This window comes from Lysobacter brunescens, assembly GCF_042677005.1.
Classification (GTDB): Bacteria; Pseudomonadota; Gammaproteobacteria; order Xanthomonadales; family Xanthomonadaceae; genus Lysobacter_I; species Lysobacter_I brunescens.
Genome location: NZ_JBHTIF010000004.1, coordinates 300,614 through 326,777, shown reverse-complemented (window position 1 = coordinate 326,777; position 26,164 = coordinate 300,614). Strand labels below are relative to the sequence as shown.

The window sequence follows — 26,164 nt, the reverse complement described above, 5'->3', positions numbered from 1 at the left end:
GCGTGGGCCGCGGTTGCCGCCGGGACGCGGGCCTGCCGGGCGCGGACCCGCCGGACGCGCGCCGCCGGGACGCGCGCCAGCGGGGCGCGGGCCGGCCTTGGGACCACCGGGGCGCGGGCCGCCCGGGCGCGGACCACGCGGGCCGCGCGGTTCGCCGTAGGGATTGAAGCCGCCGCCGCCATGGGCATGGTCGGACGGGAAGCTCGGGGCGTTGCCGGGATGGCCATAGGGCTTGGCGGCGCGGGCCGGCTTGTTGCCGCCGGGCCTGCCGGCACCAGGGCCGCGACTCTCGCCAGCGAAACCACCACCGAAGCCGGCGCCGGCCGGCCGGTCGCCCTGAGGACGCTTCGGACGCGGGCCGCCGGGACCGCGGCTTTCGCCGCCGAAACCGCCGGCATCGCGATCGCCGAACGGACGATTGCCCGCCGGACGCGCGCCGCCGGGACGCGCGCCAGCGGGGCGCGGGCCGCCAGGCTTCTTTGCACCGAAGGGCTTCTTCGGGCCGCGACCATCGGCGTTGCGATGGCCGGCCGGGCCCGTGTCCACGCCTTCGGGCACGTACCAGGTGCGGAACGCGGCGGGATTGCCCTCGGGCAGCGGCTTCGGACCCTTGTCCTTGCGCTGCTTGAAGGGCTTGTTCTGCGACTGGCGTGCAGCGGCTTCGCCGCTCACGGTGAGGTCGCCGCGCTTCTTCTTGTTGCCGAAACGGCCGCGATCCTCGCGAACATGGTCGAAGCGGCGCAGTTCGCGGCCTTCGTCAGCGGTGTTGTGGCCGTTGACGTAAGCCTGGGTGCGGCCTTCGCGGCCGATGTGCACCGTCGCCTTGGCGGCCTTGCGCTGGCCGATGACCGGCTGCAGGGTCAATGCCGGCGGCGGACCTTCCTCCAGGTTGAGCTTCTTGCGCAGGGCCTCGACCTGGGCGGCCTGCAGCTCCTGGCTCTGGCCGCGCAGGAGCGGCTGCGGCAGGCTCACGTCGCCGTAGCGGATGCGCTTCAATCGGCTGACCTGGCAGCCCTGCGATTCCCACAGGCGGCGCACTTCGCGGTTGCGGCCTTCGCTGAGGGTGACGCGGAACCAGTCGTGCGAATCGGTGCCGCCGATGCGTTCGATCTCGTCGAACTTCGCCGGGCCGTCCTCCAGCGCGACGCCGCGACGCAGGCGGTCGACCAGCTTGTCGGAAATCTCCTCTTCGCCCTCGGGGGCGCGGACGCGGCAGACGTATTCGCGTTCGATCTCGAAGGAGGGATGCATCATCGCGTTGGCCAGCTCGCCGTCGGTGGTGAGCAGGAGCAGGCCGGTGGTGTTGATGTCGAGGCGACCGATCGCGATCCAGCGCGCGCCCTTGAGCACGGGCAGCGATTCGAAGATGGTCGGGCGGCCTTCGGGATCTTCGCGGGTCGTCACTTCGCCTTCGGGCTTGTTGTAGATCAGCACGCGGGCCGGTTCGGTCAGCGCGCTGGCGACGAAGGTCTTGCCGTCGATCTCGATGCGGTCGCCGCCCTTCACGCTCATGCCGATCTGCGCGGTCTCGCCGTTGACCTTGACCATGCCGTCGGCGATGCGCTGTTCCAGCGCGCGGCGGGAGCCGAGGCCGGCCTGGGCGAGCACCTTGTGCAGGCGTTCCTCCAGCTTCGGGGCTTCGGTGGTCTCGGGGGTATCCGTCCCGCGTTTGAGCGAGAGGGTGCGGGGGGCTTTGGGTTTTGTCATGTCATGCTCCGGTGCTGTCGTCGTCGTCGACGAGGGCGGTGTGGCTGTCGTCGGATGCCGAAGGGTCGGCATCGTCGTCGGTGGTGGGGGCATCGGCGGCGGGTTCGCCGTCGACGTCGTTCGAGGTGTCTTCGTGGTGCGGTGTCTCGCTGCCAGCATCGTCGGCGGTCAGGCCTGTGTCGCCGGCCATGTCGTCGCTGCTGTCGTCGTTGTCTTCGTTGCCCGTGCCGTCGGTCGCGTCATCGATGGCGACGGGAGTGCCGTCGTCGTTGGCAGTCGCGTCGTCGGCACGCTCGCCGGGCGCGTCGACGTCCTGCACGCCGGCGGCGATGCTGCCGTCGGCGGCAGGCTTGGGCGCATCCGGGTCGGTGAACGACAGCTGCGGATCGAGTTCGCCGAAATCCTTCAGTTCGGACAGCGGCGGCAGCTGATCGAGGCTCTTGAGGCCGAAGTAGTCGAGGAAGATCTTCGTGGTGCCGAGCAGCTCGGGCTTGCCGGGCACGTCGCGATGGCCGACGGTGCGGATCCACTCGCGCTCTTCCAGCGCCTTGATGATGTTGCTGCTGACCGCCACGCCGCGGACCTGCTCGATCTCGCCGCGGGTGATCGGCTGGCGGTAGGCGATGATCGCCAGGGTTTCGAGGGTGGCGCGGGTGTAGCGGGTCTGGCGTTCGGTCCACAGGCGGGCGACCCAGGCGTGCACGTCGTGCTGCACCTGGAAGCGCCAGCCGGACGCGGTCTCGACCAGTTCGATGCCGCGCGTGGCGCACTGTTCGCGCAGCTCGTCCAGCGCCTGTTCGATGCTGCCTTCCGGCGCGGGTTCGTCCAGCGTGAACAGGCCGCGCAGCTGCACGACCGTCAGCGGCTGGGTGGCCGCGAGCAGCGCGGCTTCGACGATGCGGGTGACGAGGGCTTGTTCCATGGACCGGTACGGACTCGGTTCTCGCGGGGCGGGGGTCAGCGGTTCTCGCCGGAAGGCGCGGACGAGGCTTCGGTGGCGTCGTCGTCGAACTCGCTGCTGAGTTCGGGAATTTCGGTGTCGTTGTCGCCATCCTGCGCGGCCAGCGACTTGATGTAGATCGCGGCGAGCGGCGTTTCCTGGACGATCTCCAGCAGGCGTTCCTTGGCCAGTTCCAGGATCGACAGGAAGGTCACGACCACGCCGAGCTTGCCTTCGCGCGGTTCGAACAGCGACTCGAAGCGGTGGAAGCTGCCGTCGCCGAGGCGGGTCAGCACGTCGGTCATGCGCTGGCGCACGCTCAGCGCGTCGCGCTTGATCGCATGGCCGCTGAACAGCTCGGCGCGCTTCAGCACGTCATGCAGGGCCAGCAGCATTTCCTTCAGTTCCACCGGCGGCGGCAGCTTGACGCTGGCCCGGTCCGGCACGAAGGCCGAGACCGGCGCGGTGTCGCGCTCCATGCGCGGCAGGGCATCGATGTCTTCGGCGGCCTGCTTGAAGCGTTCGTAGTCCTGCAGGCGGCGGACCAGGTCGGCGCGCGGATCCTCCTCGTTGCCTTCCTCGCTGGGCGGGCGCGGCAGGAGCATGCGCGACTTGATCTCGGCCAGGATCGCGGCCATGACCAGGTATTCGGCGGCCAGTTCGAAGCGCATGTCGCGCATCGCACCGATGTAGTCGACGTACTGGCGGGTGATCTCCGCGACCGGGATGTCGAGGATGTCGAGGTTCTGGCGGCGGATCAGGTAAAGCAGCAGGTCGAGCGGGCCCTCGAAGGCGTCGAGGATGACTTCCAGCGCGTCCGGCGGGATGTAGAGGTCCTGCGGGATCTGCAGCACCGGCTGGCCCAGCACCGTCGCAAGCCGCATTTCCTGCTGCTGCGGCGTCACCGGCACGGCGGCTGCTGCCGGCGCGGCGGGTCCGGACGCGATGTCGGCGTCGGACGCGGTGTCAGTGCTCATGCGGCTGGGTCATGGCGTTCGTCGGATGCATCCGGGCAGCGTCGCCGGTGGGGCGGCGGCCTGGTTGCGGGAATCGGCTCGGGTTGGAGGGGCGGCAACGACCATGCGGCGCGGCATCCCGATGACGGGACGGCGGGCGGATGGAGTCGGAACCTGGGGCCGGGTGGGTGTGGCGGGTCGGGCGCGGATGCCGCTCTGCGGCTCCTGCGCGCCATCGACGGGTCGCCTCAGCCGGCCTCGAAACGATGCGGTGCCAAGAGTACGGGGTGGGGCGACGCCTGTCCAGCCGGGTGAATGCGCCGCAGCTTGTCCCTATCCTGTCCCCATCCTGTCCCTGTCCGCCCGGTTTGCCGGGCTTTCCCACGGAGCACCCCCCCGGATGTGGTACGCCATCGAAGGCCATGACGGCCCCGACACCCTCGAACGCCGGATGCAGGCCCGTCCTGCGCATCTCGCCCGCCTCGTCGCGCTCAAGGACGCGGGCCGCCTGCTGCTGGCCGGCCCGTGCCCGGCGATCGACGCCGAGGATCCGGGCCCGGCCGGGTTCAGCGGCAGCATCGTGATCGCCGAGTTCGAATCCCTCGACGCCGCCCGCGCCTGGGCCGACGCCGATCCCTACGTCGAGGCCGGGGTCTATGCCCGGGTCGACGTGCGTCCGTTCCGCAAGGTGCTGCCATGACCGGCGCCGTCGGTGCCGGCCCGCTGCCGCCGCCGCCCGGGCAGATGCCCCGCGAACTGCGGGTCGAGGCGATCCGCCGGCGCCTGCAGGTCGCCTTCGACCCGGTCGAGCTGGAGGTCTTCGACGACAGCCACCAGCACGTGGGCCATGAAGGCGCCCGCGACGGCCGGGGACATTACCGGGTGCGCGTGGTCAGCGCCGTGTTCGCGGGCATGAGCCCGGTCGCCCGCCACCGGGCCGTGTACGCGGCCGTGGATGACCTGCTGCAGACCGACATCCACGCCCTGGCGATCCAGGCGTCCGCGCCGGCGGGTTGAGCGTTCCCTCCCGTGCTGCTCTCCTTCCCCCGCTTGCGGGGGAAGGCCGGGATGGGGGCATCCTGCGTGGATCGGTGGTTGCCCCCACCTCGATCCTCCCCCGCCAGCGGGGGAGGAAGACAAGCCCTGCGCCACGCCCGCGAGGGCGGCTATACTGCAGCGTTCTGGCTTGGAACCGGCCAGGGTAGCGTCAATCCGTTCAATGGCTTGACGTGCATTCCTCAACCGTTTTCACAACTACGGCGATGGCGCTCCCGGGCGCCATCGGCAGGGTCCCCGATCAGCGCATGCGCCTTTCCTCGATCAAGCTCTCCGGCTTCAAGTCCTTCGTCGATCCGACCACCCTGCACCTGCCGACCAACATGACCGGCGTGGTGGGTCCGAACGGCTGCGGCAAGTCGAACATCATCGACGCCATCCGCTGGGTGATGGGCGAGAGCGCCGCGAGCCGCCTGCGCGGCGACTCGCTGACCGACGTGATCTTCTCCGGCAGCTCGGCGCGCAAGCCGGTGTCGCAGGCGGCGGTCGAGCTGATCTTCGACAATGCCGACCACACCATCACCGGCGAATACGCTGCGTTCAACGAGATCTCGGTCAAGCGCACGGTCAGCCGCGACGGCCAGAGCAACTACTACCTCAACGGCACCAAGTGCCGCCGCCGCGACATCACCGATCTGTTCCTCGGCACCGGCCTGGGCCCGCGCAGCTACTCGATCATCGAGCAGGGCATGATCTCGCAGGTCATCGAGGCCAAGCCCGAGGAACTGCGCGTGTACCTGGAGGAGGCCGCCGGCATCTCCAAGTACAAGGAGCGGCGCAAGGAAACCGAGACCCGCATCCGCCACACCCGCGAGAACCTCGACCGCCTCAACGACCTGCGCGAAGAAGTCGGCAAGCAGCTCCAGCACCTCGCCCGGCAGGCCAAGCAGGCCGAGCAGTACCAGACCATCCAGGCCGAGCGCCGGATCAAGGACGCCGAGTGGAAGGCGCTGGAATTCCGCGTCCTCGATACCCGGCTGCAGGGCCTGCGCGACAAGCTGATGCAGGAAGAGACCCGCCTGCAGCAGATCATCGCCGAGCAGCGCGAAGCCGAGCGCCTGATCGAGGAGGGCCGCGCCAGCCGCGAAGCCGCCGCCGAGGCGCTCAACAAGGCGCAGGCCGAAGGCTACGAGGTCGGCGGCACGCTGGCCCGCATCGAGCAGCAGATCGCCCACCAGCGCGAACTCGGCCAGCGCCTGCAGCGCGCCCGCGACGAGGCGATGCAGGCCTTGTCGGAGATCGGACTGCACATCGAGAACGACCAGCAGCGCCTGGATACCCTGCGCGCCGCGATCGAGGAGGCCGAGCCGCGCCTCGAAATGTTGCGCGAGGAAGACGGCGTCCGCCAGGAACTCCTGCAGGAGGCCGAGGGCAAGCTCGCCGACTGGCAGCAGCGCTGGGACGCGCATGCCCGCGCCCAGGCCGAGGCCTCGCGCGCGGCCGAGGTCGAACGCACCAAGGTCGACTACCTCGACCGCCAGTCGATGGATGCCGAGCGCCGCCGCGAGCATCTCGACAACGAACGCAACACGCTCGACGTGAATCTGCTGGCGGACGCCTTCGCCGACCTGCAGATGCAGCACGACGAGAAGAAGGCCGGCCTCGACGGCCTCAACGACGAACTCGAAGCGCGCAAGCAGGCCGTGGTCGGTGTGCAGGACCAGGTGCGCAACGCCCAGGCCGAACTCGCCGACGTGCGCAAGCAGGTGCAGACCGCGCGCGGCCGCTTGTCCTCGCTGGAAACCCTGCAGCATGCGGCGCTGGGCCAGGAGCAGGGTGCCGCCGTGGCCTGGCTGAAGGCGCGCGGTCTGGATTCGGCGCAGCGCGTCGGCGAAGTCCTGCGCGTGGAGTCGGGCTGGGAATTCGCGGTCGAAAGCGCGCTCGGCCAGCTGATCGAAGGCGTGCTGATCGATGCCCCCGAGACCTTGGTCGAAGCCTTGGCAGATCTCGGCGAAGGCCGGCTGGCGCTGGTCGCGTCGGAGGCCGGCGACGCGGCCTTCGCGCCGACCTCGCTGGCGGCGAAGGTGCAGGGCCCGCTGGCGATCCGCCGGCTGCTCGCCAAGCTGCACGCCGCCGAAACCCTCGCCGATGCGCGTGCGCTGCAGGCCAGCCTGGGCGAGGGCGAATCGGTCATCACCCGCAGCGGCGAGCGACTCGGCGAAGGCTGGGTGCGCGTGAGCCGCTCAGGTGCCGCCAAGCAGGGCGCGCTGCTGCGCGAACGCGAGATCCAGGAGCTGCGCGTGCAGATCGACACCCTGCAGCAGCGTGAAGCCGAACTCGACCGCAGCATCGCTGCGCTGCGCGACCAGATGCTGGTTGCCGAACAGCAGCGCGAGGACGCGCAGCGGTCGCTCTACCACGCGCACCGCAACGTCTCGGAACTGGCCGGCCAGTTGCAGGGCCAGAAGGGCAAGCTCGAATCGGCGCGTGCGCGGATCGAGAAGATCGACGCGGACCTGTCGCAGCTGATCGAAACCATCGATGCCAGCGTGCAGCAGGCCCGCGAGGCGCGCTCGCGCCTGGAGGAAGCCGTCACGCGCATGGGCGAACTCGAAGGCACGCGCCAGGCGCTGGAAGCCGAGCGCCGCGCGCTGGGCGAGGCCCGCGATGCCGCGCGTCAGGCCGCGCGCGAATCGCGCGACGCCGCGCATGCGCTGGCGCTGAACCTCGAATCGCAGCGCGCGCAGGTCGTTGCGCTGGCACAGGCGCTGGAGCGCATGGGCGGCCAGCGCGGCCAGCTCGACAGCCGGCTCAGCGAACTGTCGTCGCAGCTGTCCGACGGCGATGCCCCGGTCGTGGCGCTGGAAGAACAGCGCCAGGTCGCGCTGGAGCAGCGCGTGCTCGCCGAGCGCAACCTCGCCGCCGCGCGCGCCGCGCTGGAGGGCATCGACAACGAGCTGCGCGGCTACGAACAGACCCGCCACCAGCGCGACGAGCAGTCGGTCGCGCAACGCGAGGCCATCGGCCAGCGCAAGCTCGACCAGCAGGCGCTGGCGCTGAAGGCCGATCAGCTCGCCGAAGCGGTGGTCGCCTCCGGCTTCGTGCTGGAGGACGTGCTCAACACGCTCACCGACGACGCCGATCCCCGCGCCTGGGAAAAGATCGTCACCGATTTCGACGCGCGCCTGCGTCGCCTGGAGCCGGTCAACCTCGCCGCGATCCAGGAACACGCCGAGGCCGCGCAGCGCAAGGAATATCTCGACGCGCAGGACGCCGACCTCACCGCCGCGCTGGAAACGCTGGAAGAAGCGATCCGCAAGATCGACCGCGAGACCCGCGGTCGCTTCAAGGACACCTTCGACCGCGTGAATGCCGGCGTGCAATCGCTCTATCCGCGTTTGTTCGGCGGCGGCCACGCCTACCTCGAACTCACCGGCGAGGATCTGCTCGACACCGGCGTCGCGATCATGGCGCGCCCGCCCGGCAAGCGCGTCTCGAACATCTCGCTGCTGTCCGGCGGTGAGAAGGCGATGACCGCCGTCGCCCTGGTGTTCGCGATCTTCCAGCTCAATCCCGCGCCGTTCTGCCTGCTGGACGAGGTGGACGCGCCGCTCGACGAAGCCAACGTCGGTCGCTTCACCGCGATGGTCAGCGAGATGAGCCAGCACGTGCAGTTCCTGTTCGTCACCCACAACAAGGCCACCATGGAAGCCGCGAACCAGCTGTGCGGCGTGACCATGCGCGAACCGGGCGTCAGCCGCCTGGTGTCCGTGGACCTGGCCGAAGCCGCGCGCCTGGCCGGCGCTGCCTGAATCTAGTTTGGAGAACGACGCGATGTCGGATATCTGGTTGTTGCGCATCGGAATCGTGATCGCCGGCGTGCTGTTGATGGCCGCGATCTATTTCTTCGGCCGCCCCGGCAAGCCGAAGCAGGGGCGCAAGCTCCGCGACGACGGCGCCGAGCGCCCGCACCGCGAGCCCTCGCTCGCCGATGCGTTCAGTGCAGAGACCAGTCCTTACGACACGGCGACCCTCGCGGAAACGTCCGCAGCGGAGCCGCCCGCCAGCGGGCCGGACATCGGCCGCCGCGACCGCGACGAATTCGACAAGATCGTCACCCTGTACGTCGCTGCGCGCGCGGACCAGGTATTGCGTGGTCCGGACATCGTGGTCGCCGCCGAGAAGGCCGGGCTGAGCTACGGCTACATGAACATCTTCCACCGCCTCGCCGACGGTCGCGCCGATGGCAGCCCGATCTTCAGCGTCGCCAACATCAAGAAGCCCGGCAGCTTCGAGATGCACGACATCCACGGCATGGAAACCCCGGCCATCGCCTTCTTCCTGACCCTGCCGGCGCCGATCCCCGCGCTCGACGCCTGGGAAAAGATGCTGCCGACCGCGCAGCGCATGGCTGAGCTGCTCGACGGCGTGGTGCTGGACGAATCGCGCAACCCGATCGGCCGCCAGCGCATCGCGCACCTGCGCGACGAGCTGCGCGCCTACGACCGCCAGCACGAGGCGCCGCCGGTGTCGCGCAATACGCGCTGGTAAGCGCACCAATCGCTCAGGCGCCCAGGCGCAGGGCGTCCGTTGTTGATCCAATGATGCGCGCCGGGCCGTTCGCACCCCGCGAGACGGTTCCGCGCGATCATGGCGAAGTCCGCTGCCGTCGTCGCCCGCGCGGACCGTCCCGTTTCCTCCAAGGCCCCGCATGACCGACGTCGCCGCCCGCATCGCCGCCCTGCGTCAGAAGATCGAAGACGCCAACCACCGCTACTACGTCCTCGACGATCCGACGATCACGGACATCGAGTACGACCGATTGATGCGCGAGCTGGAAGCGCTGGAGCGCGACCATCCCGAGTACGTCGACGCCGCTTCGCCGACCCAGCGCGTCGGCAACCGTCCGTCCGCCGCGTTCGACGAAGTGCAGCACGCCATGCCGATGCTCTCGCTCGGCAACGCCTTCACCGATGAGGAAGTCGCCGACTTCGTCCGTCGCATCGAGGAGCGCCTGGATCGCACCGATCCGGTGTTTTCGGTCGAACCCAAGCTCGACGGCCTGGCGATCAGCCTGCGCTACGAACACGGCGCGTTTGTGCGCGGCGCGACGCGCGGCGACGGCGCCACCGGCGAGGACGTGACCGCCAACCTGCGCACCGTCAAGGCTATCCCGTTGCACCTGCGCGGCGGCGACTGGCCGGAGGTGCTGGAAGTCCGCGGCGAGGTTTACATGCCGCTCGCCGCGTTCAAGGCCTACAACGAACGCGCGCTCAAGGACGGCGGCAAGGTGCTGGCGAACCCGCGCAACGGCGCCGCCGGCTCGCTGCGTCAGCTCGATCCGAGGATCACCGCGCAGCGTCCGCTGGCCTTCTACGCCTACGCGGTCGGCGTGGTCGAGGGCATGGACCTGCCTGCCAGCCATTCGGCGACGCTGCAGCGCCTGCGCGACTGGGGCTTCCCGGTCAGTGCCGAGAGCGACGTGGTCGCCGGCACCGCTGGCCTGCTCGGTTACTACCGCCGCATGGGCGAGAAGCGCGACGCGCTCCCGTTCGACATCGACGGCGTCGTCTACAAGCTCGACGACTACGCCGGCCAGCGCGAGATGGGCTTCGTCTCGCGCGCGCCGCGCTGGGCGATCGCGCACAAGTTCCCCGCGCAGGAAGAATCGACCGAACTGCTCGACATCGAGATCCAGATCGGTCGCACCGGCGCGGCCACGCCGGTCGCGCGCCTGAAGCCGGTGCAGGTCGCCGGCGTGGTCGTGACCAACGCCACCCTGCACAACGCCGACCAGATCGCGCGCCTCGACGTGCGCATCGGCGACGCCGTGATCGTGCGCCGCGCCGGCGACGTCATCCCGGAGATCGTCCGCGTCGTGCCCGAACACCGCAAGCCGGATGCGACGCCATGGTCGATGCCGGCCGCGTGCCCGGTCTGCGGCTCGGAGATCGTGCGCGAGGAAGGCGAAGCCGTGTGGCGCTGCTCCGGCGAACTCACCTGCGCCGCGCAGCGCAAGGAAGCGATCCGCCACTTCGCCTCGCGCCGCGCGATGGACATCGAAGGCCTGGGCGACCGCTACATCGAGGACCTGTCCGACCTCGGCTACCTGCAGTCGGTTGCGGACCTGTATCGACTCACGCTCGACGATCTGCTGGAGATGAAGCGCCGGGTCGACGAACGCGACGGCACCACGCCCGAGACCGTGAAGGCCGGCAAGGTCGCGACCAAGTGGGCCGACAATCTGATCGAGGCGATCGACCGCAGTCGCGCGACCACGCTCGAACGCTTCCTGTTCGCGCTGGGCATCGAGCATGTCGGCGAAAGCACGGCGAAGGCGCTCGCCGCCTGGTTCGGCGACCTCGACCTCATTCGCTGCATGCCGTGGCCGCTGTTCAAGTGCGTGCCCGACATCGGCGGCGAAGTGGCGCGCGCGCTCGGCCATTTCTTCGACCAGCCCGGCAACCAGCAGGTCATCGACGCGCTGCTCGAACGCGGCGTGCGCGTCGGCGAAGTCCGCCCGCCCTCGGCGAAGCTGCGCCCGGTGCTGTCGTTCGCGGCGATGCTGACCGATCTCGAAATCCCGAAGGTCACGCGCATCCGCGCTGACCAGCTCGCCGCTGCGTTTGCGAACGCAGCCGTATTGCGTGCCGCGCCCGAACACGCTTTCGTCACCGCTGGCCTGCCAGCCGACAGTGCCCGCGCGCTCGCGGCCTGGCTTGCCGACGAGGCTAACGCGACCCTGCTGCTGCGCAGCGGCGAGGCGCTGGCCGAATTGCAGGCACGCCTGCCCGATGCCGACGAGGCGCCGGCCGGCCCGCTCGACGGCAAGACCGTCGTCCTCACCGGCGCCCTGTCCGCGATGTCGCGCGACGAAGCCGGTGCTAAGCTCGAAGCGCTCGGCGCCAAGGTGTCGGGCAGCGTCTCGAAGAAGACCCACCTCGTCGTCGCCGGCGAAGCCGCGGGCAGCAAGCTCGCCAAGGCGCAGGAGCTCGGCATCGAGATCTGGGACGAAGCCGCGCTGCTCGCGTTCCTCGCCGAGCATGGTGCCTGGGAGCAGGGGGCCGCGTGACCGATTGGCGACCCACCGCGAACCTCGATGCGCTGCGCCTGCGTGCGCGACTGTACGCGACGATCCGCGCGTTCTTCGCCGAGCGCGACGTGCTGGAAGTCGAGACGCCGGTGCTGTCGGTCGCCGGCAACACCGACGCGAACATCGAATCGTTCTCGCTCGAATTCAGCGGTCGCACCGACGGCGCGCCGCGCGCGCGCTGGTTGCGCACCTCGCCGGAATTCCCGCTCAAGCGCCTGCTCGCGGCGGGTGTCGGCGATTGCTACGAACTCGGTCGCGTCTTCCGCAACGGCGAGGCCGGCAGGCGCCACAACCCCGAATTCACGATGCTGGAGTGGTATCGCGTCGGCTGGGACCACCTGCGCCTGATCGACGAAACCGTGGCGTTGGTGCACGCGGCCCTGGCGCTGGTCGGGCGCGATGCGACGGTCGAGACCTGCACGTTCCGCGATCTGTACCGCAACCGGCTCGGCCTCGATCCGTTCACCGTCGACGACGCGACCCTGCAGGCCGCGCTCGGTGACGTGCGCATCGATCCGGACGGGCTGACGCGAGACGACTGGCTCGACCTGCTGATGACCCATCGCCTGCAGCCGATGTTCGATCGCGACAGCATCCTCGTCGTCCACGACTGGCCCGCATCGCAATGCGCGCTGGCGCGGATCCGGGCGGGGCAGGGTGGTGTTTCGGGTGTCGTCGAACCCGATGTCGCCGAACGCTTCGAGCTGTATCTCGGCCCGCTGGAACTGGCGAACGGCTACCACGAACTGACCGACGCCCACGAGCAGCGCGCGCGCTTCGAACGTGACCACGTCCTGCGCACTGCACGCGGCAGCGTGCGACCGCCGATCGACGAACACCTCCTGTCGGCGATGGTTTCCGGCCTGCCGGCCTGCGCCGGCGTCGCACTGGGCATCGAACGGCTGCTGATGGCGCTGCTCGGCACGGACCGGATCGCCGACGCGCTGGCCTTCGATTTCGCCCGTGCCTGAACGGCGGGTCCCGGCATCCTGAATCGTCGTCGTACGCGCACGCTCCGACCGGGAAAATTGACCGGCCATTCATGCGTGTTGCCCGAGATTGACGCCACACATCCCGGGGGGCTGTTTCCATGCGCAAGACCTGTTTCCTGACCGCCGCCGGCCTGCTGGCCGCGCTCATCGTCCTGCCTGCGCAGGCGCAGTGGCACGACGACGGCTACGACGACCGCCACGACAATGGCTACGACCGCTATGGCCACGACGACTACGGCTATGGCTACAACAACGGCACGTTCCGCTGCGAATCCCGCGACCGCCGTACCACGCGCTGTCCCACGCGCGGCGATCGCGTGCAGCTGATCCGCCAGTTTTCCGACATGCCCTGCGTGCGCGGGCGCACCTGGGGCCAGGACCGCTACGGCGTCTGGGTCACCAATGGCTGCCGTGCGCTGTTCCGCTTCGACGATCGAGGCAACTGGGGCGGCAACGGCTGGAACAATGGCGGCCATTACGGTGGCGACTTCGTCCGTTGCGAGTCCCGCGACAACCGCAGCCGCACCTGCCCGATGTCGGTCGGCCGCGGCGACGTACGCCTGATCCGCCAGCTTTCGGACACGCCCTGCATCGAAGGCCGGAACTGGGGCCGCAGCCGCAGCGGCGTCTGGGTCAGCGGCGGCTGCCGCGCCGAATTCGTCGTGGCCCGTGGTCGCGGTCGCGGCAGGGGCGAGGCCTCGGATGGTTTCGGCGCCCTGCCGTCGCAGGGGCCGCGGATGGCCGGTCCAGCCCAGGCGCATGAAGATGCCCCGGATGACCGGGTGCGTTCCCCGATCCCGCGCGACCGTTCGAGTGACCGTCGCCCGCCGCAGGACAGCGAATGGCGCAATGCTTCCGGCGGTGGCCGCAGCGCGCCACCGCGTCCGGTCAGCGTCGCGCAGAGCAGCGCGCCGACGCCTCCGCCGGCCACGCGTCCGGGCATGTTCCAGACCGTCTCCGAGCCTTCTCGCCCGAAGCCGGAGCCGCGACTGCAGGAAGAGGCCGCGCGCGAAATGCCCTGATCCTTCGGCCATGACCCGCGAACCACCCTGTCAGATCTGACATGACGACCCGGCCCAGGCCGGGTCGTCGCGTTCCCAGCCCGGTAGAATGGACGGATGACCGATCCCATCGATTACGCGCGCTACGACCGCATCCGCCCCATCCGCTGGACCGGCGACACGCTGGAACTGCTCGACCAGCGCAAGTTGCCCTTCGAGGTCCGTTACATCCCGTGTACCACCTGCGCTTCGGTCGCGGTGGCGATCCACGCGCTGATCGTGCGCGGCGCCCCGGCCATCGGTATCGCCGCTGCCTGGGGCGTGGTGCTCGCCGCCCGCGAACTGGACGCCTCCGGTGCGGGCGCCGGGCTGGATGCGGCTGCCGCAGCCGAACGCCTGGAACCGGCGATGCAGCAGCTCAATGCTGCGCGCCCGACCGCCGTCAACCTGGCCTGGGCCCTGCAGCGCATGCGTCGCGCCCTGTCGACCGCAGGCGAAGACTGGCGCGGCGTCCTGCTCCGCGAAGCCCGCGCCATCGCCGACGAGGACCTTGCCGCCAACCACCGCATGGGCAAGCTCGGTGCGGGCCTGATCGCGAACGGCAGCGGTGTGCTCACCCACTGCAACACAGGCTCGCTGGCCACCGCCGGCTTCGGCACCGCGCTGGGCGTGATTCGCGCCGGCGTCGCGCAGGGCAAGGTGGAACGCGTCTATGCCGGCGAGACCCGGCCCTGGCTGCAGGGCGCGCGCCTGACTGTGTGGGAACTGCAGCAGGACGGCATCGACGCCACCCTGATCGCTGATTCCGCCGCGTCGCACCTGATGAAGACCGGCCAGGTGCAGTGGGTCATCGTCGGCGCCGATCGCATCTGCGCCAACGGCGACACCGCGAACAAGATCGGCACCTACCAGCTCGCCATCGCTGCGCGCTACCACGGCGTGAAGTTCATGGTCGTGGCGCCGTCCTCGACCGTCGACATGGCGACGCCCAACGGCGGCAAGATCGAGATCGAGGAGCGCGACCAAGCCGAAATGCTAGGCCTCGGTGGCACCCGCACCGCGGCCGAAGGCGTCCGCGCCTGGAACCCGGTCTTCGATGTCACGCCGTCCGAACTGATCGACGCCATCGTCACCGAGCGCGGCGTCGTCGAACGCCCGAACCGGGTCTCGATGCAGACCTTCTTCGGGCCCTGATTCCGCTGGCCCGGCTCGGGTCGCAAGTCCCTGTTTCCGCATGGGAAATTCCGCTCCGGCGCGGTGCCGGGGACGGGGTGTGCGTGGTACACTCCGGGCTTCGCGCCAAAGCCTCGCGCGGGCCCCGTGACACGCCGATTCCGGCAGCCGATCGCACCGGCGCCGGGCACGCCTGTCGTCCCGGGACCAGCCCCGCCTGTGCAGCGTCGCCCCTCCAGCACAAGAAGTCGTAATGACCGATCTCGCGAAGGAAATCATCCCCGTCAATCTCGAAGACGAGATGCGCCGCAGCTATCTCGATTACGCCATGAGCGTGATCGTGGGCCGCGCGCTCCCGGACGTGAGGGACGGCCTCAAGCCGGTGCATCGTCGCGTGCTGTTCGCGATGAACGAACTCGGCGCGCACAGCAACAAGCCCTACTACAAGTCGGCGCGTATCGTCGGTGACGTGATCGGTAAGTACCATCCGCACGGCGACCAGTCGGTGTACGACACCCTGGTGCGCATGGCGCAGCCGTTCTCGCTGCGCTATCTGCTGGTCGACGGCCAGGGCAACTTCGGTTCGGTCGACGGCGACAACGCTGCGGCGATGCGATACACCGAAGCGCGCATGGCCAAGCTCACCCACGAGCTGATGGCCGACATCGACAAGGACACCGTCGATTTCCAGCCGAACTACGACGAGAAGGAACAGGAACCGACGGTGATGCCGTCGCGCTTCCCGAACCTGCTGGTGAACGGCTCCGCCGGCATCGCGGTCGGCATGGCGACGAACATCCCGCCGCACAACCTGTCCGAAGTGATCAACGCGACGGTCGCGCTGCTCGACGATCCCGAGATCGACATCGACGGCCTGATGCAGCACATCCCCGGCCCGGACTTCCCCACCGCCGGCATCATCAACGGCGTCGGCGGCATCCACGTTGCCTACCGCACCGGTCGCGGCCGCGTGCGCATGCGCGCCCGCGCCGAGATCGAAGTCGCCGACAACGGTCGAGAGGCGATCGTCGTCACCGAAATCCCGTATCAGGTCAACAAGGCGCGGCTGATCGAGAAGATCGCCGAGCTGGTGAAGGAAAAGAAGCTCGAAGGCATCAGCGAGCTGCGCGACGAGTCCGACAAGGACGGCATGCGCATCTACATCGAGGTCAAGCGCGGCGAATCCGCCGAGGTCGTGCTCAACAACCTCTACGCGCAGACCCCGATGGAATCGGTGTTCGGCATCAACATGGTGGCGCTGGTCGACGGTCGCCCGCAGCTGCTGAACCTCAAGCAGATCCTCGAAGCCTTCGTGCGCCATCGCCGCGAAGTGGTCACGCGCCGCACGATCTTCGAACTGCGCAAGGCCCGCGCCCGCGCCCACATCCTCGAAGGCCTGACGGTCGCGCTCGCCAACATCGACGAGATGATCGAGCTGATCAAGACCTCGGCGAATCCGAACGAAGCGCGCGAACGCCTGCTGGCGCGGCGCTGGAATGCCGGCCTGGTCGCATCGCTGCTCGCCGCCGCAGGCAGCGACGCATCGAAGCCGGAAGACCTGCAGCCGGGCGTCGGCCTGCTCGCCGACGGTGACATTCCGTACTACCAGCTGACGGAAGTGCAGGCCAAGGAAATCCTCGAAATGCGCTTGCACCGCCTGACCGGGCTGGAGCAGGACAAGCTGACCGAGGAATACAAGGCGCTGCTGGAGACCATTCGAGGCTTGATCGAGATTCTCGAAAACCCCGACCGCCTGCGCGAAGTGATTCGCGACGAGCTGAAGGAGATCAAGGATCAGTACGGCGACGACCGCCGCAGCGAGATCCGCGCCAGCGAGGAAGACCTCGACATCCTCGACCTGATCGCGCCGGAAGACGTGGTCGTCACGCTGTCGCATGCCGGCTACGCCAAGCGCCAGCCGGTCACGACCTACCGCGCGCAGAAGCGCGGCGGCAAGGGTCGCAATGCGGCAGCGACGAAGGACGAGGATTTCATCGACCAGCTGTGGCTGGTCAACACCCACGACACCCTGCTGACCTTCACCAGCAACGGCCGCGTGTTCTGGTTGCCCGTACACCAGCTGCCGGATGCCGGCCCGAACGCGCGCGGTCGCCCGATCGTGAACTGGCTGGCGCTGGAACCGGGCGAGCAGGTGCAGGCGGTGGTGCCGGTGCGCGAGTACGACGAGAAGCATTTCGTATTCTTCGCCACCCGCAACGGTACGGTGAAGAAGACCCCGCTGACCGAATTCGCCTTCCGCCTGGCGCGCGGCAAGATCGCGATCAACCTCGACGAAGGCGACGCGCTGGTTGGCGCTGCGCTGACCGACGGCGATCGCGACGTGATGATGTTCGCCAGCAACGGCAAGGTCGTGCGCTTCCACGAGTCCGAAGTGCGCGCCATGGGCCGCACCGCGACCGGCGTGCGCGGCATGCGCCTGGTGGCGGGTGCGGACCCGGAAGTGGATGCCGATGATGCGGCCGACGCGGACGGCGAGGGCGAGGCCTTGATCGAGGTCGCGTCGCAGGTCGTCAGCCTGGTCGTGATCGACGGCGAGGGCGACATCCTCACCGCCAGCGAACGCGGCTACGGCAAGCGCACCCCGGTGTCCGACTTCCCGCGCAAGGGACGCGGCATCAAGGGCGTGATCGCGATGAAGACCAGCGAGCGCAACGGCCGCCTGATCGGTGCGATCCAGCTCAGCGACCATCACGACGTGCTGCTCATCTCCGACGGCGGAACCCTGGTGCGGACCCGCGCTGCGGAAATCTCGCAGGTCGGCCGCAACACCCAGGGCGTGACCCTGATGCGCCTGTCCGAGGGCGAGAGCCTGCAGGTCGTGGAGCGCCTGGACGCCTCGCTGGACGGCGACGAGCCGGCCGAAGCGCTCCCGGGCGAGGCCGCCGTGCCGGCCGCGGAAGGCGAGGCGCCACAGCCGGGGGCGGATGCGTGATCCGCATCGGTCAATGACGATGCCACGACAGGCCGCCTTCGGGCGGCCTGTCGCGTTTCGGAGGTACGTTTGCTGATGGGTCGGTGTGATTCCGGGGAGGTCGAACCAACAGCGGTACGGAATTCCCGGGGCCGAGCGGCAAGGTTTTCGCGCCTCCCGTTGCTCGCCGTTAATGTTAAAAAAAAGTCAAAAATTTGTTTGAAAAAAGTGATGCGTTAGGCAAAAAGCTCTCTATACTCCGCCCACCATCCAGGAGGTCCTATGTGTCGCTCGTCGCGGTTCGGGTCGGTGAGTCGGGTTCGCGGTCTGGTATCCAAGCAGGTGTCGGGTCGGGCGTCGGGACGATGGCTGGGGAGGGTCGCAACGATCCTCCTGCCCATCCTGTTGCTCGCTGTCCTCGCCGGCTGCGGGGATCGTGAGAAGGGGCAATTGCCCGAGGTGAGCGGCGAGGCCATCCAGGCCAAGCGCGCCGAGATCAAAGAATTCACTCTGGTCCGTGGCTACCCGGACCAGGACGGCGATGACCTGTCGATCGCGCTGGAGTTCTCCAGGCCGCTGGTCGGCACCCAGGACTTCGACAAGCTGATCGTCTTCTCCACCACGGTGAACGAGAAGAGTGGCTGGAAGCTGGACGACAGCGGCAAGATCCTGCGTTTCCCCTACGTCACGGCGAACACCGAGTACACGCTGACGGTGTCCTCGAAGCTGGCTGCTGCCGACGGCAGCACGCTGGGGCGCGACATCGAGCAGAAAGTCTACACCGGCGAGCTCAAGCCGGCGGTCGGTTTCGCCTCGCAGGGCAGCGTGCTGCCGGCGCGGGAGAGCCGCGGCCTGCCGGTGGTGTCGGTGAACGTGCCTGAGGTCGATGTCGAATTCCTGCGCGTGCGCGAGAAGCAACTGCCCAAGTTCTTCGCCGAATACCAGCGCGGCGGTCGTCGCGGCAGCTGGGAACTGGACAGCGAATACGGCGACAAGTCGCCGCTGGGCGAACTCGCCGAACCTGTGTACACCAACCGTTTCGTGCTCGGCGGCAAGCGCAACGAACGCGCTGTGACCTACCTGCCGATCCAGGACATCGAGGAACTGCAGGAGCCCGGGCTGTACTTCGCGGTGATGAAGCGCACTGGCACCTTCAGCGGCGAGTACGAGACCACCTTCTTCACGGTCAGCGACATCGGCCTGCACGTGCGCGCCTACAAGGACAAGCTGTTCGTGCACACCGCGTCGCTGCAGGACGGCAGCGGGATCAAGGGCGTCGACCTGCACATCCTCGACGCCGCCGGCGAGACCCGGCTCAAGGCCAGCACCGACCGCAACGGCAACGCGCTGGTGAACTACAAGCTCGATGCCGCCCATGTCATCGTCGCGCGACGCGGCAGCGACGTGTCGATGCTGCCCTTCAACCAGCCGGCGCTGGACCTCTCGGAATTCGCGGTCAGCGGTCGCGAACCGGCCTGGTTCGACGTCTTCGCCTGGTCCGGTCGCGACCTGTATCGCCCGGGCGAGACCGTCCGCATCTCCGCGCTGCTGCGCGACAACGACGGCAAGCCGGTGCCGATGAAGGGCAAGCAGGCGCAGCCGCTCTTCGTGCGTCTCAAGCAGCCGGACGGCAAACCCTTCATCGAAAGCCGCATCGAGGCCGGCGCGCAGGGCTACTACAGCTTCCAGAAACTCATCCCGGTGGATGCGCCGACCGGCCGCTGGCAGGTCGAGTTCCGCACCGACCCGGCGAGCAGCGAAGCGGTGCAGGGCATGAGCCTGCGCATCGAGGAGTTCCTGCCCGAGCGCATGAAGCTCGACCTCGACACCGCCGACGCTGTGCTGCGTCCCGGCAAGCCCATCCAGCTCGATGCCGTCGGTGCCTATCTCTACGGCGCGCCGGCCGCCGGCAACCGCTTCACCGCCAAGCTCGCGGTCACCGTGGAGCAGCATCCGCTGGAAGGCATGCCCGGCTATTTCTTCGGCGACCCCACGCTCAAACTGCCCAAGGAGGCGAAGGACGTCATCGATACCACGCTCGGCGCCGACGGCAAGCTGTCGCAGGCGATTGCCTTGCCGGAAGAAGTGAAGGCGGTCTCGCCGATCGCCGCGATCGTCTCGGGCAGTCTGTTCGAGACCGGTGGCCGCAGCGTCAATCGTTCGATCAGGCGCGTGATGTGGCCGGCGGATGCGCTGGTCGGCGTGCGCCCGCTGTTCGACGACAAGGACGGCGCGGACAGCGACACCAACGCCGGCTTCCAGCTTGCGCGCGTCGGCAGCGACGGCAAGCCCCGCCCGGCCAAGGGCCTGAAGGTGACGCTGGTGCGCGAGCATCGCGACTATCACTGGAACTACGACGATGACGAAGGCTGGGACTACGACTTCACGACGCGCTTCGAGAACGTCGAGACGCGCACGCTGGACGTCGGCCTGACCCCTGCGAAGATCGATTTCCCCGTGAAATGGGGCGCGTATCGCGTCGACGTGCTCGATCCGTCCACCGGACTGACCACGCGCTATCCGTTCCAGGCTGGCTGGAGCTGGGACGACGACAACCGTGGCCTCGACGCGCGCCCCGACAAGGTCAAGCTCGCGCTGGACAAAACCTCGTACGTCGCCGGCGACACGCTGAAGGTGACGGTGACGCCGCCGCACCCGGGTGTCGCGCTGCTGATGGTCGAAGCCGACCGCATGCTGTACGTGCAGGAAGTCGAGGTGAAGCGCGGCAGCACCTTCGAGATCCCGGTGACGAAGGACTGGGACCGTCACGATGTCTATGTCACCGCGCTGGTGTTCCGCGGCGGCAGCGCGCAGAGCAAGATCACGCCCGCGCGTGCCGTCGGCGTGGCGCACGTGCCGATGAACCGCACCGCGCGCAAGGTCGCCGTGACCCTGTCCACGCCCAAGCAGATGCTGCCCGAGCAGACGATGTCGACCACGGTCGCCGCGCCTGCGCTGGCCGGCCAGGAGGCTTATGTCACGGTCTCGGCGGTCGATGTCGGTATCCTCAACATCACCCGGTTCCCGGTGCCGGACGCGAACAAGCATTTCTTCGCGCAGCGTCGCCTCGGCGTGGACGCCTACGATGTCTATGGCCGCGTGATCGAAAGCCTGGACGGCGAGATCGGCAGCATCCGGTTCGGTGGCGACATGGCGCTGCAGCCGCTGGCGCAGGCGCGACGTCCGACTTCGAAGGTCAAGACGGTCGACCTGTTCTCCGGCCCGGTGAAGCTCGACGCCAAGGGCAATGCGCGGATCGCGCTGAAGGTGCCTGACTTCAACGGTACGCTGCGCGTGTCAGCGCTGGTGTATTCGGCCGAACGCTACGGCAATGCCGACACCGAGGTGCTGGTGCGCGCGCCGATCGTGGCCGAAGCCAGCTATCCGCGCGTGATGGCGCCGGGTGACCGCAGCACGGTCACGCTGGATCTCACCAACTTCAGCGGCAAGCCCGGCACGTTCAACGTGCAGGTCGACGGCATCGGACCGCTGAACATCGCGCAGGGCACGCGCAGTGCGAAGCTGGCGGTCGGCGGCAAGACCACGCTGAGCTTCCCGCTCAGCGCGGGCGAGGGCTACACGACCGCGAAGATCCGCGTGCGTGTCGATGGCAACGGCCACAAGGTCGACCGCCAGTTCGATGTGCCGGTGCGCCCGGCCTGGCCGAGCGTGCTGCGCGCGCGCACGGTGTCGATCAACGAGCTGTCGGCGATCACGCTGGATGCCGGCATGGCCGACGGCCTGATGCCCGATTCGGTCACCGCGCAGATGAGCGTCAGCGCGCTGCCGCCGATCCCGTTCGCCAGTGCGCTGAAGGACGTGCTCGAATATCCGTACGGCTGTGCCGAGCAGACCACCAGCAAGGGGTATGCCGCGCTGGTGATGGATGCCGATACCGCGAAGATGCTCGATGCCAGGGGCCTGGATGCGGCGGCGCGCAAGACGCGGATGGACGGCGCGTTCGGCCGGCTCGCGTCGATGCAGGTCAGCAGCGGCCACTTCTCGATGTGGGGCGACGACGAGTACGTCAATCCGATGCTCACGCCGTACATCGTCGAGTTCCTGCTGGATGCGCGGAATGCCGGCTTCGCCGTGCCCGAAGCGATGCTGCAGAAGGCGCTGAAGCGACTGAGCGAAGACCTGCTGGCTGGCGGCAACGAGTTCTACGGCCGGGATCATCGCGAACACCTGAAGTTCGCGTACAAGGCGCATGCGGGCTATGCGCTCGCTCGCGTCAACCGCGCCCCGCTGGGCACGCTGCGCGCGCTGTACGACAACGATCGCGACGACGCGAAGAACGGCCTGTCGCTGGTGCACCTTGGGCTGGCCCTGTCGTTGCAGGGCGACAAGAACCGCGGTGCGAAGGCGATCGCCGCCGGTTTCGCCTGGAAGGGCGAGCGTCATGGTTATCTCGGCGACTACAGCAGCCCGCTGCGCGACAGCGCATTGATGATCGCGCTGACCAAGGAGAACGGTCTGGGTCGTCCGGAATACGACGCCAAGGTGATCGCGCTGGGCAAGGAGCTGGACGCACGCCGCGGCGAGCGCTGGTTCTACCTTAGCACGCAGGAACAGGTGGCGCTGGCGCGCGTGGGCAAGGCGCTGCTGGCCGACCAGAAGAAGCTGGTCTCCGGCACGTGGACGCTGGGCGAGCAGAGCGTGCCGGTGCAGGATCGCCGCATGCATGGCCGCCGCATCGATTACGCCACGCTCGCCAAGGGCTTCCGCTTCGATCCCAAGGGTGCGACACCGCTGTACGCCAGCTTGGAAGTCGCGGGCGTGCCGCGCACGGCACCGGCCGAGGACAAATCGGTCATCGGCATCGAGCGCAAGTGGTACACCACCGATGGCCAGCCCTGGAAGCCGGGTCCGATCAAGGAAGGCGATGCGCTGATCGTCTCGCTCAGCATCACCGCCGACCGTTCGATGCCCGACGCGCTGCTGGTCGACCTGCTGCCGGCGGGGCTTGAGATCGAGAACTTCAATCTCAGCGACGCCAAGCAGTGGGCCGACGTGGTGGTCGACGGCATCGAGATCACCGATCGCGGCAGCGCCGCCGACGTGCTGCACGAGGAGTATCGTGACGACCGCTTCGTCGCCGCGCTGAAGTTGAATTCCGGACAGACCGCCCGCGTGTTCTACCTCGTGCGTGCGGTGACGCCCGGCACGTACACGGTGCCGCCGTCGCTGGTCGAGGACATGTATCGCCCGCAGCTGCGCGGCGTCGGCAAGTCCACGCCGGCGACGATCACGGTGGTGCAGCCGAAGTAAGCGGCGCACAGGAACGTCACCGTGAACGATGATGCGAATGGCCCTCTCCCGATGGTGGGAGAGGGCGTCGGGACGCGTATCGTGCGTCTCCGGAGTGGGATACGTAAAAGCCTGCCCTGGCTGCGCTGGGGCACTGTCGCGCTGCTGTCGACGCTGCTTCTGCTCGACCTGGTCTTCCCGCCCCAATTGCCGAAGGCGCGCGACACGAGCACGCTCGTGGTCGCGCGCGACGGCACGCCGCTGCGCGCGTTCGCGGATGCCGACGGCGTGTGGCGCTATCCGGCGACGCCGGAGTCGGTGTCGCCGCTGTACCTCGAAGCCCTGCTGAACTACGAGGACCGCTGGTTCCACCGGCATCCGGGCGTGAACCCGATCGCGCTGGTCCGCGCTGCTGGGCAGATGATGACCAGCGGGCGCACGGTGTCGGGCGGCTCGACCCTGACCATGCAGGTCGCGCGCATCCTCGATCGCGAGCGTGCAGGTGCGACGCGCACGCCCTGGCGCAAGCTGGTGCAGATCCTCCGCGCGCTCCAGCTCGAAGCGTACCTCAGCAAGCGCGAGATCCTGATCCTCTATCTCGAACGCGCACCGTTCGGCGGCACCATCGAAGGCGTCGAGGCGGCGAGCTGGGCCTATCTCGGCAAGCCCGCCTCGCAGCTGTCGCGCGCGGAGGCCGCCTTGCTCGCGGTGCTGCCGCAATCGCCGAGCCGTCGTCGTCCGGATCGACATCCCGAGGCCGCGCAGGCCGCGCGCGACAAGGTGCTCGACCGCATGGCCGACCTCGGCGTGTGGACGCGCGAGCAGGTCGAGGACGCGCGCATCGAGCCCGTCGTCGCGCGGCAACTGCAGCCGCCGATGATCGCCTCGCTGCTCGCGCAGCGCCTGCGCAGCGCGCATCCGAAGCAGGCGCGCATCGCATCGACCATCGACGCCAACCTGCAGCGCACGCTGGAAGAGCGCGTCGCCGCGTATTTCTCGAACCTGCCGGAGCGCACGTCGGCGGCGCTGCTCGTCGTCGACAACGCGACCATGGAGGCGCGCGCCTACGTCGGCTCGGTGACCTTCGGCGACAAGGCGCGTCTCGGCCATGTCGACATGGTGCGTGCGTGGCGTTCGCCGGGCTCGACGCTCAAGCCCTTCCTGTACGGCATGGCGATCGACGACGGCATGATCCATTCCGAAAGCCTGCTGGTCGACGCGCCGCAGACTTTCGGCGACTACCGTCCCGGCAACTTCGGCGAAGCCTTCAACGGTCCTGTCGGCGTTGCGCAATCGCTGCGCCTGTCGCTCAACGTCCCGGCCGTCGATCTGCTCGATCGCGTCGGCCCCGGCCGCTTCGCCGCGCGCATCGATCATGCGGGCATCCCGCTGCGTTTTCCGGACAGCGCGAAGCCCAATCTCGCGCTGATCCTCGGTGGCACTGGCGCGCGACTCGAAGACCTGGTCGGCACCTACGCCGGTTTCAATCGCAACGGTATCGCCGGTCGCGTGCGCTACACGCCTGCAGATCCGAAGATCGATCGGCGCATGCTGTCGCCGGGCGCGGCGTGGATCGTGCGCGAGATCCTCGAAACCAATCCGCGTCCAGGCGAACTGGAGCAATTCGATCGCGGCTCGCGTCCGCGCGTGGCGTGGAAAACCGGCACCAGTTATGGCTTCCGCGATGCCTGGGCGGTGGGTGGCACGCGTCGCTACACGGTGGGTGTGTGGGTCGGTCGTCCGGACGGCACGCCGTTGCCGGGACAGTACGGCGCGCTGACCGCACTGCCGCTGCTGTTCGAAGTGGTGGATTCCCTGCCGCGCGGCGCGCGCGACGCGATGCCGTTGCCGCCACCGGCGAATGTCGCGGAGATCGAGGTGTGCTGGCCGCTCGGCACGGCTGCCGCCGATCAGCCTGCGTCGCTGTGCCAGCGCAGGATGAAGGCGTGGGCGCTGGATGGCGCGGTGCCGCCGACCTTCGCCGAGCGAGGTGCGCGGCTGTGGCATGCGGGACGCGAATCGTTCGAGGTGGACGTGCGCAGCGGCGAGCGCGTGACCGCCGTGTGTTCGCTCGAACACGCGACGCGGCGCGCGGAGATCGCACGCTGGCCTGCATTGGCGACGCCGTGGCTGTCGAGCGAGACGCGTCGTGCGTCCACGCTGCCGTCGCTCGCCGCAGACTGCATGCCGGATGGTCGCGAAGCCAGCGAGGAACTGCGCATCGACGGGCTCAACGACGGCGCGACCCTGGTGCGCGCGCCGGGCAGCGAACATGCCGTGCGTCTCTCGCTGCGTGCGCTCGGTACCGAACGCAAGGTGCAGTGGTTGCTCGATGGCAAGTGGATCGCCGAAACCACCGGCAGCCAGCCGCTCGTCCGCGATTTCGGCGAGCCTGGCGAACATGTGCTGACCGCGCTCGCCGACAGCGGCGCGTGGACGCGGATCGGATTCACCGTGCTGGAGTGAACCAGAGCGTGTCGCGTAGAGCGGAGCTTGCTCCGCTCATGCTTTTTCCGAGATGGTGAGCGGAGCTAGCTCGGCTCTACAACAGCAGAGTTACACCAGCGTCAGCATGTGTTCCGCCGTCGACACGCGGAATTCGCCGGGCGCTTCCACTTCGAGCTGCTTGACCACGCCGTTGTCCACGAGCATCGCGAAGCGCTTGCTGCGAATGCCCATGCCGTAGGCGCTGGCGTCCATTTCCAGGCCCAGGGCCTTGGCGAAGTCGCCGTTGCCGTCGGCGAGGATTTCCATCTCGCTCGGCGCGTTCTGGCTGGCGGCCCAGGCCTTCATCACGAAAGGATCGTTCACCGACATGCAGGCGATGCCGACGCCCTTGTCGCGGAATGCGTCGAACAGCGCGATGTAGCCGGGCAGATGCTTTTCCGAACACGTCGGGGTGAAGGCGCCCGGCACGGAGAACAGCACGATCTTCTTGCCTTCGAAGAAGGCGTGGGTGTCGATGGTGTCGACGCCATCGTTGATGCGCTTGATGTTGACTTCGGGAATGCGGTCGCCGATCTGGATGGTCATGTCGATGCTCCTGCGCTTGGGGGAACCGGCTCGGTTGCCGGTAGGGTACGTCGCCAGTGTATCGGCAAACCTGAACGACGGGACGACGAAC

Annotated in this window: 14 protein-coding genes and 1 pseudogene; 11 read left to right on the top strand and 4 right to left on the bottom strand. The window is 68.5% G+C overall.

What is annotated here, in order from left to right; all coding sequences use genetic code 11:
- The 3 genes and pseudogenes from rluB to ACFQ0E_RS16830 all read right to left on the bottom strand — a co-directional run.
- Nucleotides 1-1,707: 23S rRNA pseudouridine(2605) synthase RluB (gene rluB, locus ACFQ0E_RS16840; RefSeq protein WP_386825808.1), on the bottom strand; the 1,707-nt coding region annotated here is incomplete at its 3' end.
- Nucleotides 1,708-1,861: 154 nt separating this feature from the next.
- A pseudogene (scpB, locus tag ACFQ0E_RS16835) lies at nucleotides 1,862-2,629 on the bottom strand (SMC-Scp complex subunit ScpB); the annotation flags it as partial.
- 35 nt (nucleotides 2,630-2,664) lie between these two features.
- Entirely contained in the window at nucleotides 2,665-3,624 is a 960-nt protein-coding gene (locus tag ACFQ0E_RS16830) for a segregation and condensation protein A (protein ID WP_386825804.1), read from the bottom strand.
- A gap of 379 nt (nucleotides 3,625-4,003) precedes the next feature.
- On the opposite strand from ACFQ0E_RS16830, the gene ACFQ0E_RS16825 reads away from it, so the two are divergent.
- From ACFQ0E_RS16825 to pbpC, 11 genes are all read left to right on the top strand, one after another.
- Nucleotides 4,004-4,303 carry a YciI family protein gene (locus ACFQ0E_RS16825; RefSeq protein ID WP_386825802.1) on the top strand — a complete coding sequence of 100 codons (300 nt, stop codon included), beginning with the start codon at nucleotides 4,004-4,006 and terminating at the stop codon, nucleotides 4,301-4,303.
- Nucleotides 4,304-4,347: 44 nt separating this feature from the next.
- Nucleotides 4,348-4,620 (top strand): BolA family protein, encoded by a 273-nt coding sequence (locus ACFQ0E_RS16820; RefSeq protein WP_386825825.1) that lies wholly within the window; start codon nucleotides 4,348-4,350, stop codon nucleotides 4,618-4,620.
- A gap of 287 nt (nucleotides 4,621-4,907) precedes the next feature.
- On the top strand, nucleotides 4,908-8,411 hold the full coding sequence (gene smc / locus ACFQ0E_RS16815) for a chromosome segregation protein SMC (protein WP_386825800.1): 3,504 nt from the start codon (nucleotides 4,908-4,910) through the stop codon (nucleotides 8,409-8,411).
- Between the two features lie 22 nt (nucleotides 8,412-8,433).
- Nucleotides 8,434-9,150, top strand: a complete 717-nt coding sequence (gene zipA, locus ACFQ0E_RS16810; protein ID WP_386825799.1) for a cell division protein ZipA — start codon at nucleotides 8,434-8,436, stop codon at nucleotides 9,148-9,150.
- Between the two features lie 160 nt (nucleotides 9,151-9,310).
- Nucleotides 9,311-11,671 (top strand): NAD-dependent DNA ligase LigA, encoded by a 2,361-nt coding sequence (gene ligA, locus ACFQ0E_RS16805; protein WP_386825797.1) that lies wholly within the window; start codon nucleotides 9,311-9,313, stop codon nucleotides 11,669-11,671.
- A complete protein-coding gene (gene epmA, locus ACFQ0E_RS16800) occupies nucleotides 11,668-12,663 on the top strand; it encodes an EF-P lysine aminoacylase EpmA (RefSeq protein ID WP_386825795.1) in 996 nt (331 codons plus the stop codon). Before ligA ends, epmA begins: the two co-directional genes overlap by 4 nt.
- Nucleotides 12,664-12,782: 119 nt before the next feature.
- Nucleotides 12,783-13,706 (top strand): DUF3011 domain-containing protein, encoded by a 924-nt coding sequence (locus ACFQ0E_RS16795; RefSeq protein ID WP_386825793.1) that lies wholly within the window; start codon nucleotides 12,783-12,785, stop codon nucleotides 13,704-13,706.
- Between the two features lie 96 nt (nucleotides 13,707-13,802).
- On the top strand, nucleotides 13,803-14,879 hold the full coding sequence (mtnA, locus tag ACFQ0E_RS16790; protein ID WP_386825791.1) for an S-methyl-5-thioribose-1-phosphate isomerase: 1,077 nt from the start codon (nucleotides 13,803-13,805) through the stop codon (nucleotides 14,877-14,879).
- Nucleotides 14,880-15,111: 232 nt separating this feature from the next.
- Nucleotides 15,112-17,811, top strand: a complete 2,700-nt coding sequence (gene gyrA / locus ACFQ0E_RS16785; protein ID WP_386825789.1) for a DNA gyrase subunit A — start codon at nucleotides 15,112-15,114, stop codon at nucleotides 17,809-17,811.
- Nucleotides 17,812-18,132: 321 nt separating this feature from the next.
- Nucleotides 18,133-23,061, top strand: a complete 4,929-nt coding sequence (locus tag ACFQ0E_RS16780) for an alpha-2-macroglobulin family protein (RefSeq protein ID WP_386825823.1) — start codon at nucleotides 18,133-18,135, stop codon at nucleotides 23,059-23,061.
- A 51-nt stretch (nucleotides 23,062-23,112) separates the two neighbouring features.
- Nucleotides 23,113-25,506: a penicillin-binding protein 1C gene (gene pbpC / locus ACFQ0E_RS16775; RefSeq protein ID WP_386825821.1), complete on the top strand. Its 2,394-nt coding sequence runs from the start codon at nucleotides 23,113-23,115 to the stop codon at nucleotides 25,504-25,506.
- A gap of 90 nt (nucleotides 25,507-25,596) precedes the next feature.
- Here the strand turns inward: pbpC and ACFQ0E_RS16770 are convergent, their stop codons facing one another.
- On the bottom strand, nucleotides 25,597-26,073 hold the full coding sequence (locus ACFQ0E_RS16770; protein ID WP_386825787.1) for a peroxiredoxin: 477 nt from the start codon (nucleotides 26,071-26,073) through the stop codon (nucleotides 25,597-25,599).
- Nucleotides 26,074-26,164: the final 91 nt, after the last annotated feature.